Source organism: Pseudanabaena sp. UWO311, assembly GCF_006937785.1.
GTDB lineage: Bacteria > Cyanobacteriota > Cyanobacteriia > Pseudanabaenales > Pseudanabaenaceae > Pseudanabaena.
Genome location: NZ_SJEE01000011.1, coordinates 44,983 through 58,151, shown reverse-complemented (window position 1 = coordinate 58,151; position 13,169 = coordinate 44,983). Strand labels below are relative to the sequence as shown.

Genomic DNA, 13,169 nt, shown 5'->3' with positions numbered 1-13,169 from the left:
CAACTCGTTTTTTGATTTCTCTCTTTTCATCATACCAATTTATTTTATCGCCTTATAATGCTAATAATTAATGCTGACACTGCGATCGAAACAAACACCTCTCTGTACCTGTGGTAAAATCGGGCTGTAGGCTCAAGACTTTGCTGAGAAATATGAATGCTTTAACGATCAGCTTAGAATCTGTTATCGATCTTACTGACGAACAGTTTTTTCAACTTTGCCGCAAAAATAGCGACCTCAGATTCGAGCGCAATGCTCAAGGGGATATCACAATTATGGCTCCAGAAGGCGGCGGCACAGGAATGCGTAGTGCCAGCATTACTACCGATTTATCAATTTGGAATCGCAAAACTAAGTTAGGCTTTATTTTTGGATCGTCAACGGGCTTTAAACTTCCCAATGGTAGCGATCGCTCTCCTGATGCTTCATGGATCTTGAAGGAGCGTTGGGAAGCGTTAACGACCGAGCAACAGTCTAAGTTTGCACCAATTTGTCCAGATTTTGTAATTGAATTGATGTCGCCTAGCGATAATTTGAAGGCTACGCAAGCGAAGATGCAGGAATATCAGGATAATGGCGCAAGGCTTGGCTGGCTGATTAATCGCAAAGATCGGGAAGTGGAAGTTTATCGCATTGGGAAGTCTAAGGAAGTTTTGCAAAATCCAATTTCTCTGTCTGGGGAAGATGTTTTACCTGAGTTTGTTTTGAGCCTTGCGGAAATTTGGTAATAAGATACATTGAATATGCGATCGTCCTAAGCACCATGACTCAAAAGCGCATTGACTCTAATAAACATCATCATGAGTACCAAGATCGATTAACAAAACTTTGGTATCGGATAGAAATTTAAAGATTAGTCGATGTTCATAATTGATACTAATTGCCCAATATCCAGCAAAATTACCACTCAAACTATGTGTTTTTAATGAAGGATGAAACGGCTCATCGGTAAAGAGCGTAAGTTTTTGTTCAAATCGATTGACGAGTTCGGGATGTTTTTTACGCCACTTTTTTAAAATGCGTAAAAATGACTCGTTTAGAATCAGTTCAATCATCGTCAGCACTCAACATCATTAGTTCTGCAACTGTAACTGTCTGAGTATTACCATTTTTATAGTTCTCTTCGGCTTCTTTAGCTCTGGCTAAAATTTGGTTGCGGCGGATCTCGATCATTCTTTTGTTAAGAACCTCAGTGACGAAGAGTTGATCGTCAGGATCGAGAACAGAGATGGCTTCTAAGATGCTTCCGACTGTTGATATTTGCATAGGATTGAATCAATTAATTGTTTGAATGCTCATTTTTTATCATACCAATTTATTTTATAGGTTTATAATGCTCGGAATGCGATCGCCCTAAGCACCATGACTCAAAATCTAAATGAGAAAATTTAGTACATGGTCAACAGCCCCAAAGATTCTGTGTTGGTTAAATCCTGAATGTCAAGATAATGTTTTCTCAAAATATTCTCAATTTCGTTGGTTGAGCAGTTGCCACGGCGAATCCAAATTATTTTTGGCGGAAATCCCAACAAGATTAGCAACTCATTGTAGTCGCCATCTTTTGTGACAATCAAGAAATCATTTGTCTTTGCATATTGCCAAACTTGCCGATCTTCCACTCGATCTAATCCCAAATGATAAACATGATTGGAATTTGGAAACAATTCTGCTAAGCGATGAATCAATTTTGGCGAAAGATTATGATCGAAGAGTAGCTTCATGCTTGAATCAGGAGGGTCTGTTGTTCGCGGTCGGCGGCATAGCTAAGGCAGGCAAAAATATCCTCTTGGGTGAGGTATGGGAAGTCTTCAAGGACTTCTTGATAGGTCATGCCAGAGGCTAGATAGGACAGAACATCATAAACGGTGATTCGCATTCCTCTGATGCAAGGTTTTCCACTACGTTTTCCTGATTCGATGGTGATGCGATCGCGATAGTTCATATTTTTAGATCGTTTTTTGATTTCTCGCTTTTCATCATACCAATTTATTTTATCGGTTTATAATGCTGACAATGCGATCGCTCTAAGCACCATGACTCAAGAACCAGAACCGAAACCAAAGCTATCTATCGAAGAGCAGATCACCGATATTGTTTTGAAAACGATCAAGACTGGCGGCATTGCTGGCGGTGGGATTGGTGCAGTTTGGCAACTATTTATAGTGAGCGATATTCCCAAGGCGATCGCATCGGCGGTAATTGGTGCGGGTATATCCTATGGCGCGGCATTGCTTCAACCAATTCATGAAGGAAATAAAAAGCGATCTAAAGATTTAGGAGAGTCTTTAAATCAGGGTATAGAACAACTTGGCGAAAATGTAACGGCATCTTGGCGATCGCTAGGATTTACGGAGAAATATCTCAAGTGTCAAGAGTGGGACTGCCATGAGGATAATGTGGTGGGAATGCGCGAAGAAGACGATCTACCAGTGAATAGTCCTTTGTTGCGGGAGGTGTTTGTCCCTTTAGAATTGAGCGCTGACTCGTTGACTAGAGATTATGAATTTCGCGATCGCACTGAAGCCTGCGAACAACTGCAAATCTGGCAATTGCTAGAACGGGTAAGAGAAGATAATCGCCTGCGACAAATCGCGATTAGGGCATGGGGCGGCTATGGTAAATCAACACTGTTAAAGCATCTTGCCTATATCTACAGCAGACAGGAATATTGCAAGGGAAGTTATAAAAAATACAAAGTACCGACTTTAATTCCCTTTTTATTGATTTTGGGAGGTTGCTGGAAAGAAATCACTAAAGAAAATCCTCCCAATTTGCCCGAACTCCTGACTGACTATCACATTGGCAGATTGACGAAGATAAAACCTCTTGATCCTGTGCCGAATAATTGGGCGCTGAATATTCTTAGGCGTGGTGATGCTTTGGTCATGTTTGACGGTTTTGATGAAGTGCCACCTGCGGAACGGGCAAAGTTGAGCAATTGGCTGAGTGATGAAATGCGCCAATATCCCGAATCTGTATTTATTTTGACATCGCGCCCTACTGCATACACTGAGGACTACATAGCAAAAAGACCAACAGCGAGTTTTTGGATTCAGGATTTTAATCCAGAGCAGCGCAAACAGTTTGTGGAGCAGTGGTATCTCTGTCAGGAGCGCTATGCGAGGGGTGGACGGAATACGCCTGATGTGGAAGCTAAAGCAAAGGAAAAGGCACAGAAGTTATTAGAACAAATTGATGCTCGTCCAGAACTGAAGGATCTTGCGGGTAATGCGTTGCTATTGAATATGATGGCAAGGTTTCATAGAGATAATAAGCAGGGGGCGGAGTTACCACAGCGCAAGGTGGAGTTATATCAAGGCATTTGCGAGTTGCAGTTAGGGAGACGAGCAAGTGCTAGAGGTGTCTTTTTAGTTCTCAATTCTATTAATCAGCGTCAGGAAGTATTGCAATTTGTGGCTTTAGAAATGATGTGTGGCGGAACGAAATCATTTGTTGAACAGGATTTATCGATAATCCTAGAAGACTTTGAGAAGGAAGGATTTAAACAAATTCCTAAGGATGAGTTATTAGATTACATTAAGACCGCACTGCAAAAAATCGATCCTGATGTCTCAGCTCAAGAGTTTTTGAAGCAATCCGAAGATGTCAGTGAGTTGTTAGTGAAAAAGGATGGATATACCCATGATGTTTATCAGTTTGCCCATCTCAGTTTTCAAGAATTTCTAGCAGCTTGCGAACTGGTATGGTTGCGAGAAGAAGGTGAAAAGCTGCTCTACAAGTGTTTGTCAATTAGTGCATGGCAAGATGTGATCTTGTTTTATGGGGCGATGGTTAATCCTACAAAACTAATCCAAGAAGCTCTTAATCAAAAGCACAATGATCTCGCTTATCTCATCTATAAACAGTTTGAGAAGCGATTAAATTTATCAATTCCAGATCAGAAAGCACTGGAAAAAGTTAAGCGATCTGTTACCAAGTCGCGCTATCTAAAATTAGAAGAAAATCTCAAAAGCAAGAAATGGTATGAGGCAGATCAGGAAACCCAACGCTTGTTGATTACGTCTGTGGGCAAGGATTTGGGGCAATTGTTTAGCGATAAAGATTTAAAAGAGTTCCCTTGTGATGAGCTATTAGCAATTAATCATCTATGGATAGAATATAGCAATGGGTTGTACGGCTTTAGTGTCCAGAAGGATATTTATGTCGAGTGTGGTGGTATTCTAGATTTTAGTTTGCCAAGTTCTGAAACTTGGGATAAATTTTGCGATCGCGTAGCATGGAAGAATGAGGGTAAGTGGGTAGAATACGACAAAGCTTTCTTAGCTAAGAACAATCTCATGTGTGTAAAGGGATATCTCCCGATGTCTGGAAAAGACGGACGTAGGGGAGATGGTGACTTCTTCGCTCGCATTGCAGCTTGTGAGCAATAGCGGATAAGCATTACTGTTCACTATTAATTAATTTACAATCCCATTTCTACGACCCAAGTGCTCAAGTGCTTAAAGTATCCTATAGTCCACTGAAGTGGACTATAGGATACTAGTTTCAGTGGGTTTGAGCTTTTAGCCAGTGCTTGAATATAGAGCCACAGTATCTTTCTCTTTCTGTAACTCTATCCAATCTTAGGAGCAGCAATTAGCAAGACCTTTTCCATTAGGAATGGAAAGAGACGATGCCCCCAAACCGCCAGATGACTTTGCCATCCGACAAGGATTTCAGGAGTCTCACGCTCTAGCCCCGCAATCAGAGCCTTAGCCACCTGCTTCGGAGTCATCATCGCCACCCAGCGAAACCACTCCAAATCATGCGCCATATCCGTATCAGTAAGAGAAGGAAGTAACGCCGACACCTTGATATTGTAAGCAGCCAACTCACCACGCAGAGCCTGAGTGAACCCCACGATCGCAAATTTAGTTGCAGAATAAGTCGCCATCGTCGGCGCAGCCACCTTACCCATCAGGCTAGAGACATTGACAATGCTGCCATGTCGCAGCACCGCCATCCGCCTTGCCACCATCCGCGTGATCGCATACATACCCAACAAATTGACCTCGATTTCCGATTGCACATCTTGAAAGCGCGATCGCAAAAAAGAAGATTGATGCGCCACACCAGCACAATTAACCAGAATATCAATGGGGCCAAAATCACGCCATACATGGGCGATCGCAATGTTTACTTCAACAGTCTGGGATAGATCTAGAGGTAAACTCACCGCTTCTATTCCAAAAGCTTCCACTTCTGAAGCAACAGAATTTAAGCGTTCCAGATCGCGAGCAACTAGGATCAAGCATTTAACTCCCTGTTGAGCGAGTTCCAATGCAATCGCCCTTCCAATACCTCGCGAAGCTCCAGTAATTAGAGCAGTTTTTCCACGAACATTCATAAAACCTCCAATATTGAGGTCTCACTAGTTTTACTATTTGTTAATAATGCAAGTTTTGTAGCCTATGCCGCTAACTAAAACTTATACCAATTAACTAAAGTGTAGTCACACTTTAGTTAATTAAAACCCAAACTCATTAGAAGGATTGTAATTTCTCAAAATGGCGTTGCAATTTTGAGAATTGGTATTACCCAAAGTAAATTTTGTGAGACGGTTAATAATCTCGTTGCCAACAACTTGTGACCAAACTTCTATATGCGTTGAGTTTTTAAAAAGTTTTTGTTTAGTCACGTTGCTCACAACAAGTAAGCAGTCGATAATTAAGCCTTGAAGCTCATCCCCAGTTCTGTCATGTCGTTACCTCCTTTAGGAAACATGGTCTATGCAGTAATAAAGGAAAATTGATACAGACTTTTAACATGGGTAAAACCTTACATCTGTTTCCAGAATATGTAAAGTATTGTTAAACACATTTTTAATCAGTGATTACAAAGCAATTTACAACCGCATCAAACCAAATAATTCTTACTCCATATACCTTGCAAGTTATTATTTCTTATAAATCCAAGAGATAATCACCATAAAACTAGAAATAAAAATAAGTCTAAAGAGTTATCTCCAAAGACATAAAAATAGAAACTATTGCTATAGTCACCAATATCCATAAAGATTAGATCTCAAAAAATGACAGTGTTGGTAAAGTGCTAACCCTCATTTTTGGCACTTTATATCCTAATAGAAATGGCTAAATAGGAACCTCAAAATGATTAAACAATATATCAAAAATCTTTATCATCCACTGCGCGGACAGCAAAGATTTTAGGGTTTTATATTGCATTTTGCTTGGTTTTATACATAAATTTTAATTTGTGGGTTTTTCAATTCTTCACACTTTTATCAATATCCGCTGAAGGCAAAACAACTGTAAACTTTGTCCCCATATTGACTTCACTCTCAACAGCAATCTTGCCAGAATGAGCCTCTACAGCTTGCTTTACTATATATAACCCCATTCCTAAACCCTTGACAGATCCAACATTTTCAGCCCTCAAAAATGGCAAAAATAAATTATTTAAATACTCGTCAGGTATACCAATACCATGATCTCTAATACTTAAAAATAACTGCTTTGACTCACAAATCAACTCCACATCAATAGTCCCCCCTTCGTAGGAATATTTAATAGCATTAGAGACTAGATTCATAAATATATGCCATAGCAGTTTCTTGTCAAGCTTCAATTTTTTACATTGTCCATGACTATGAAATTTAATCCGACATTTACGAATACTATCTTCTGTCTCAAAGCTATCTACCAATTGCTGACAATAGGCGATCGCATCTACACTTTCAGGACTAAATGGGAATTTCCCTGACTCCGAACAAGCAATAAATTTTACCTCTTCAAGTAACCAGTTAATATCTTTAATAGCTGATTGAATAGAAGCAAGATTTTTGGCTCTACTTTCTTTAGTCAGTTGCTCTTCAAAGGTTTGTAATTTCCAAATTAATAATCGAATTACTGACATTGGCGTTGAAAATTCATGGGATGCCATAGCAAGTAAACGAGACTTTAAAATATGAAGCTCTTTTTCTTTATCCAGCGCTTCTTGTAATATTTTTTCTTCATGATGCTTTTTCAAAGCCAGCATAATCGCAACATTAACTTCCGCATATCTAAGTGGCTTAGTAAGATATCCGTAGGGAGAAGTAGCGATCGCTTGTTCTAAAGTCTCAGGATCGCTAAAAGCTGTTAGATAAATTACGGGGATAGAGGCGATCTTATGAATCTCATCAGCCGCAGTGATCCCACTAACTGAGCCTCTAAGTTTAATATCCATCAAAACAATATCTGGAACCTGATGACGGATTGAAGTAATTGCATCATCACTACTATCAGCTATAGCCAGAACTCGATAGCCCATATCAGCTAAAACATCTGATAGGGCATTTGCTGCTACAAGTTCATCTTCGACAATCAAGACATCCGCGATCGTATTAGTTTTCACTGCCATATTTTTCACTCTGTCTCTAATTGCGCCTAAGCTAAATGGCTTTTTGATCCACTTACTGTAATTGTACGATTAATATATAAAATTAGTCCAAAATACAAAAGTTATCTCTCCGCGATAACCATTATCTTTTTTGTATACGGCTGTCGCCGCTTGTGTTAATCCCTTCCCCCTAATAACTACCGTGTACACATAAGTCATAAAACCTAGTTTAGTCAAAAATTATCTGCCCCCTAACCCCCAATTCTGAGGGAACAAGAAAATAAAATTCTTTCAAAGTCCCCCCAGAATTGGGGGATTTAGGGAGCTTAGACACATTGAAACGAAGACAGAGAGACTTGTGTGTACTCATTAGCCCCTAATAATTAGTGGTGCGGCGCTCCGCGCCGCTAATTATTCTTTTTAGACTGGGAGTAGAACTAAATTAAAACCCAAGAATTGATTGACGGCTCTTCGCGCCGTCAATCAATTCTTGGGTTTTAATTACATTTGGCAACAGCTATAGCATCGCAAGATATAAAAAGGACGATTCAATCCCCAAGTATCAGCAATTCTAATTATTAAACTGATTTTTATGTTTCCAACCCCTTTGGCGTTGGAAACATAAAAATCGTTTTTTTGAAAGCCTGCCTAAGCTGGGCTTTCAAAAAACGATTTTTATAATGAGAATTACTGGTGTTTTATAAAAATCTGTTTTACTGAATGCCTTAACACGATATGATGATAGATCCTTGCTTCTGTACTTAAACCTTCAGAAGCCAAATACTGACCGTAAGGAAAAAATTCAATGACTGTTAAGCGTTTGTACGAAACCATGTATATCCTGCGTCCCGATCTTCCCGATCAGGAAGCCGATGCCGCGATCGCAAAATATCAAGACTTCTTAGTACAACAAGAATCCGAAGATATTACGATTCAACATCGTGGCAGACGCAGATTAGCCTATGACATTAAAGGTCACCGCGAAGGCATTTACATTCAAGTAAATTACACAGCGACTCCTAAGACCATCGAAAGCCTAGAAAGATCCATGCGTCTTGGCGATGACGTAATTCGTTATATGACAATCAAACTAGAGCCAGAAGCTGTTGACGCAGAAGATGCTGAAGCAATTATTCCTGATGCTGAAGAAGCTGCTGCTACCGATGTAGCTGATGCTGACGTAGCTGTTGCTGCTGCCGAATAAAAAAGGTGTACACCTTTTTTTAGCCAATAAAAAAGCCTCGACTAGTCGAGGCTTTTTTATTGGCTAAATATTAAAAATTACAGGATGCCCCAGAAGTGCAATACACCTTGACCGCTAATTAATTCGATCGCCAATGCAGATACAAATCCGATCATTGCTAAGCGTCCATTCCAGTTTTCAGCACCAGAAGTGAAACCCCAATTCCATACGTTACGGCTTTCGTCAGACATAATCGAATTACCTTTCAGTTAATTTATATTTAGTAATGTAACAGATTGTTTAGAAATCTGCAATCTCTCTTTATATTTTCTGCCTTTAGACAGACAAACTTGATATTCGTAAAGATAGCTCTATGGCTAACACACCCTAACAAGAAGGATTTTTGATATCTCCGACAGGCTGCTGGTTTGGGACAAAACCTAAGAAGTAAGTGGCGGCGCTTTGCGCCGCCACTTACTTCTTAGGTTTTGATAGCGATATCTATAGGTGCGATCGCTAACGAATTGGGTAGAATCTCAAAGATATCCCACGCAATAATTTACGCAAGGACAAAATTAACTATGCGAACAATATGGATGCGGCTGCTGGCTAGCTGCTTAGCATTGTTAGTCAATCTAGCCACAACAAGTGCAGTATGGGCAGCTAGTCCCAAAAATTCTGGAGAAGCAAAATTTCAGGGAGTTCCACTTCAGTGCTTCGTATCATTGGCAGATGCAGGGACATCTCCCGAAGCCAAAGTTGCAGCCTATACTGAAATTGCAGGCAAATATTTAGAATTGCAGCGTCCCGACCAAGCCAAAAAAGTTTTAGAAAAAAGCTTAACCACAGCCAGTACGATCACTACGCCATCCCTTCAAGCTTTTGCGCTATTGGATACAGCAGGTCGTCTAACCAAAGCTGAGCAGCCTAAACTGGCGGTGAATGCGCTAAATGACGCTTTAGCGATCGCCAAAACACTACCTGATCCAGTCGATAGAGTTTTTGCCAACATCAAAATCGCTCAAGCCTATGGGGAAGCAGATAAAAAGGAGAATGCTCAAAACTTACTAGCTGACGCAACTAAGGCAACACCTGAAATCATTGACTCCTATGTGCGAGCGCGAGCTTTTGCCGCGATCGCCAATGTCTACACTGAAATAGGTGATGATTTTAATTCTGAAGCTTCGATTTCAGCAGCAACAGATTTGTTACCAATGATCGAAGATCCCAATCTTAAGACTAGAGCTAGAGTTGAAATTACAGGTAGCTACGCACAATCAGGAAATCATGCTAAAGCGATCGCCTCATTAAATGCTGTCTTCCAAGAGTTTGATGCCATGCGTGATAATGCGATCTCCTCAGCAAAAGAAGCAGCCAAGAATGCCAAAACCACTAAAAAAACTGCTCCGAAACTAGCAAATAAAGCCTTAAAAGCTGATACGCCAGATGAAAAGGCTATACCCGATCCTAAAGCTGTCGAACAATCTGCGACTGCCAATGCTGAACTCTTAAAGACGAGATCGCTTTTTTTGGTTGCTAATCAATACCTAGTATCAAAGCAATATGACAAATCCCTAGAAGTTATTGGCAACCTTGATAATAAATCGGTTGAAAAAAGTGTGGGTATTGCTAATGTCGCGATCGCCTATACCAAGGACAAGAAAAACGATGAGGCTATCAAATTATTTGATCAAAGTCTGCAAGGACTAAGTGCGGTTGCACCTTCAATGGATGTCTTTACGCTACTAGTAGAAATCGGTCGCCAGTATCAAATCATTAAATCGACTGATTTAGCGACTAAAGCTTGGGATCAATCCTTAGCAATCGCCAAAGCGCTACCACAACCCATTGATCGTCTCTTCGCTTTCAATATTATTGCCAGTACCTATGGTGAATTTGGGCTAACTGAAAAGGTAGTGCCAATTTTGGAAGAGAGTCTTGCGATCGCCAAAACTGCACCAGATCCCAACATTCGATCTAGAGCTTACTCAGATATCAGCAGTACCTATTGGGCAATCGGTCAACACGATAAAGCCAAGGAAATTGCTCAAACTATCGAAAATCCTACAGAAAAATCACAATTAGAAAAGTTATTTGCCTGCGCTGGATAAACATACAGCGCGTTGCGCTTTAACTCAAACCGAAAATTTTTTAAAAGTGTTGCTTTGCAACACTTTTAAAAAATTACCTGAATAAAAAGGGCGTGCAAAGCACGCCCTTTTTATTCAGGTAATTTTAATGAATTTAATATTTCCCACCGCTTATCGATGGTAGCCGTTGAACCGTCAAAACTATTTGCATCAGTAATTTCAAGAGCAGGCGCATCAGGTGCAATCTTCGGATAGGGAATAGCTAAAATTAATTGCTCATATAGCCAAGCCTTAGGATCAAAATAACCACTAGGAGATATAGACTCGACTAAGTCATCTGCTTCAATTTCTCGCTCTCTAGGGTACTCACTTTCTGGCAAAGGCTCAGCCAGACAAATCCTCTCAGAATTGTTAATCGCCAACCTATAGTTAAATTGCACTAACGTGCGATCGCAAGTCAAAGTCATAATCGTCGAAGCTTTAGAACTAACTTCGAGAAAAGAACCAACATGCCTGACACTAATCACACCTTGGACAGGAGTTAATGTCTCTAGCCCCTCAATAAATTCTTTGAAATCAAAAGTTTCAGTCGCATCCACGGCTCTCGCGATCTGAGGTATATATAACTTTTCCATCAACTCTGCACCAACTTAACAATCAAATGACGATTTGGCTCTCGACCCTGACTATGGGTTTCAATATCTGGAAAACCTTCTAAAAGCTGGTGAATATGCCTGCGATCGGCGGACGACAATTGCTTAATGACAAACTCAGTTTGCGTCTCGCGAACCTGCTGCACCGCATTTTCTGCCAAAGCCTGTAAGTCAGCTATACGATTTGACCGATAGCCATTTAATTCGACTGTATAAAAATTACGATTTTCTGTTTCTGCTATTTCTGAAGGTAAATGACGATTCAGAAGAATGCTAGACAAATACTGTAACGAATCAATTACTATCCCGTCTTTCCCAATCAATCTTTGAATTTGCTGCTCCTGCAAACCATCAGAATTTATTTCTAGCCAATAGTTCCGAGAGCCAGCAGTAACTTGTTCTGGAGATACCTCGGCAAGACGAATATCAACCGAAGTCGCATAACCCATCAAACTTAAAAGCTCTTGCAGCCAATTTGCACCTGCTGAAGTATCTTCCATAAACCCTACTTACCTGATCAAATTTCTATTAAATATAACTTCAATACTAAATTGGGTGACGTAAAACGCCACCCAATTTAATTAAGAACCTTTCTTCTTTTTCTTATTGGAAGAGTTAGGCTCAAATGGTAAAGCAGACTTCGTCGGACTCTTAGTATCTTGGTCTTTATCGTCAACTACAACTTTAGCTTTTGTATCAACAGTCTTAGTAGTTTCAGATTTGCTAGAGACGCTAGTTTTAGCGTCAGACTTAGAGATTGCTTTGGCAGAAGGGGCAGAATTCGCCGAAACCGCAACCAACTTTTGCAAGTTTTCAGGAAGTGGTTCTTTAGCAACAATAAAAGCTTGCAAAGTTTGGAAAATATTTGCAATCAACATGTAGAGCATGACACCAGATGGCAGTGGGAAGAACAAAAACATACCAGAGAAAATAATTGGTGTGAGTTTGTTCATCGTGTCCTGTTGCGAAGCTTCAGGTGTGGCATTGATGGGCTTAGGAGTAGATCCACTCGAAATATTTTGGTTGGCATAAAGACTGATGCCAAATCCCAATACCATGATCACGATATCCCAGTTAATGCTGCCATCAGCGTTCGTAACACCAGTCTTACCAAGAGCTTTAATAAATAGGAATCCTTTATTTGAAGCTAATCCAGGTACTGTTGCTTGGACAGTAACTTCACCAGCTTGCTTGGCAATTACAGTTCCATCATCTAGAAGCTCGACTAAGTCTTGTCCCTTGGTGACTTTCCATCTAGTTGTCAACTCTACATCTGGATACTCAGTAGCTAGAGCGTTAAAATCTTTTCCTAGAGAAGTCTGTAAAACAATCTTTGACTGATCACCGATCGCCAAGTTAGTACCGTTTACAGCGGTTGCAAGAACTGGGAAATGCACGCGATCGGCAAAATAAACGTTCTGGCTAGGTGAGGTAAAAGGCTGATGTTGAATCTCTGCTTGATTTTCGGGAGTCGCAATCTGAAAGTTTAGAGAATAATTAATATCTGCAAATGGCGATCCTCTTAAGGTTGCAAACAAAGCAAACAGGATTGGTAACTGAATTAGTGCAGGTAGACATCCCGACAAAGGATTTCCAAATTCTTTGAAGTTAGCGGAGTTGACCTTGGCTAGCTCTTCTTGTTGCTTGGCAGGATCGCTCTTATATCGCTCTTGAACTTCTTTGATTCTTTGTTGCATCACAGGATTAGCGATTTTCATGCGACGCATACTGCGAAGCTGATTAGCGCTAACGGGAAACAACACAAAACGGACAACCAACGTTAATGCAATAATTGCCAGTCCATAGTTCGGCACGATGCCGTAGAAAAAATCTAGGAAAGGCAACATTATGTTGTTGGAAAGAAAACCTACACCGAAATCCATTTTCTACTTTACTGTTGGG

General features: G+C 40.3%; 14 protein-coding genes. 4 read left to right on the top strand and 10 right to left on the bottom strand.

Annotated features, from left to right (window positions below; all coding sequences use genetic code 11):
* Positions 1–152: 152 nt before the first annotated feature.
* Positions 153–728, top strand: coding sequence for a Uma2 family endonuclease (locus tag PseudUWO311_RS10550; RefSeq protein ID WP_142655208.1), 576 nt, complete (start codon positions 153–155; stop codon positions 726–728).
* 57 nt (positions 729–785) lie between these two features.
* On the opposite strand, the gene PseudUWO311_RS10545 is transcribed toward PseudUWO311_RS10550, so the two are convergent.
* The 4 genes from PseudUWO311_RS10545 to PseudUWO311_RS10530 all read right to left on the bottom strand — a co-directional run bounded on the left by PseudUWO311_RS10545 (position 786) and on the right by PseudUWO311_RS10530 (position 1,942).
* The gene (locus tag PseudUWO311_RS10545; RefSeq protein WP_142655207.1) at positions 786–1,055 is read right to left on the bottom strand and encodes a type II toxin-antitoxin system YafQ family toxin; all 270 of its coding nucleotides are present in this window, start codon (positions 1,053–1,055) and stop codon (positions 786–788) included.
* Positions 1,048–1,266, bottom strand: coding sequence for a hypothetical protein (locus PseudUWO311_RS10540; RefSeq protein WP_142655206.1), 219 nt, complete (start codon positions 1,264–1,266; stop codon positions 1,048–1,050). Before PseudUWO311_RS10540 ends, PseudUWO311_RS10545 begins: the two co-directional genes overlap by 8 nt.
* Before the next feature lie 122 nt (positions 1,267–1,388).
* Positions 1,389–1,721, bottom strand: coding sequence for a DUF5615 family PIN-like protein (locus PseudUWO311_RS10535; RefSeq protein WP_142655205.1), 333 nt, complete (start codon positions 1,719–1,721; stop codon positions 1,389–1,391).
* Positions 1,718–1,942: a DUF433 domain-containing protein gene (locus PseudUWO311_RS10530; protein ID WP_142655204.1), complete on the bottom strand. Its 225-nt coding sequence runs from the start codon at positions 1,940–1,942 to the stop codon at positions 1,718–1,720. The genes PseudUWO311_RS10535 and PseudUWO311_RS10530 overlap by 4 nt, the downstream gene beginning before the upstream one ends.
* A 16-nt stretch (positions 1,943–1,958) precedes the next feature.
* Here PseudUWO311_RS10530 and PseudUWO311_RS10525 point away from each other — a divergent pair, with 16 nt between their 5' ends.
* A complete protein-coding gene (locus tag PseudUWO311_RS10525; RefSeq protein ID WP_142655203.1) occupies positions 1,959–4,391 on the top strand; it encodes a GUN4 domain-containing protein in 2,433 nt (810 codons plus the stop codon).
* 182 nt (positions 4,392–4,573) lie between these two features.
* On the opposite strand, the gene PseudUWO311_RS10520 is transcribed toward PseudUWO311_RS10525, so the two are convergent.
* A complete protein-coding gene (locus tag PseudUWO311_RS10520; RefSeq protein WP_142655202.1) occupies positions 4,574–5,347 on the bottom strand; it encodes an SDR family NAD(P)-dependent oxidoreductase in 774 nt (257 codons plus the stop codon).
* 878 nt (positions 5,348–6,225) lie between these two features.
* Positions 6,226–7,362: an ATP-binding protein gene (locus tag PseudUWO311_RS10515; protein ID WP_142655201.1), complete on the bottom strand. Its 1,137-nt coding sequence runs from the start codon at positions 7,360–7,362 to the stop codon at positions 6,226–6,228.
* Between the two features lie 784 nt (positions 7,363–8,146).
* Here PseudUWO311_RS10515 and rpsF point away from each other — a divergent pair.
* Positions 8,147–8,545, top strand: coding sequence for a 30S ribosomal protein S6 (rpsF, locus tag PseudUWO311_RS10510; protein WP_142655200.1), 399 nt, complete (start codon positions 8,147–8,149; stop codon positions 8,543–8,545).
* 77 nt (positions 8,546–8,622) lie between these two features.
* Here the strand turns inward: rpsF and PseudUWO311_RS10505 are convergent, their stop codons facing one another.
* Positions 8,623–8,775 (bottom strand): chlorophyll A-B binding protein, encoded by a 153-nt coding sequence (locus PseudUWO311_RS10505; RefSeq protein ID WP_094534911.1) that lies wholly within the window; start codon positions 8,773–8,775, stop codon positions 8,623–8,625.
* A gap of 330 nt (positions 8,776–9,105) precedes the next feature.
* Between PseudUWO311_RS10505 and PseudUWO311_RS10500 the strand changes: the two genes are divergently transcribed.
* A complete protein-coding gene (locus PseudUWO311_RS10500; protein WP_142655199.1) occupies positions 9,106–10,635 on the top strand; it encodes a tetratricopeptide repeat protein in 1,530 nt (509 codons plus the stop codon).
* A 110-nt stretch (positions 10,636–10,745) separates the two neighbouring features.
* Here PseudUWO311_RS10500 and PseudUWO311_RS10495 read toward each other — a convergent pair whose 3' ends face one another.
* From PseudUWO311_RS10495 to yidC, 3 genes are all read right to left on the bottom strand, one after another.
* On the bottom strand, positions 10,746–11,249 hold the full coding sequence (locus PseudUWO311_RS10495) for a YceD family protein (RefSeq protein WP_142655198.1): 504 nt from the start codon (positions 11,247–11,249) through the stop codon (positions 10,746–10,748).
* Positions 11,249–11,767, bottom strand: coding sequence for a protein jag (locus tag PseudUWO311_RS10490; protein WP_142655197.1), 519 nt, complete (start codon positions 11,765–11,767; stop codon positions 11,249–11,251). The genes PseudUWO311_RS10495 and PseudUWO311_RS10490 overlap by 1 nt, the downstream gene beginning before the upstream one ends.
* 81 nt (positions 11,768–11,848) lie before the next feature.
* Complete coding sequence (gene yidC / locus PseudUWO311_RS10485; protein WP_142655196.1) at positions 11,849–13,150, bottom strand: membrane protein insertase YidC; 1,302 nt, start codon at positions 13,148–13,150, stop codon at positions 11,849–11,851.
* Positions 13,151–13,169: the final 19 nt, after the last annotated feature.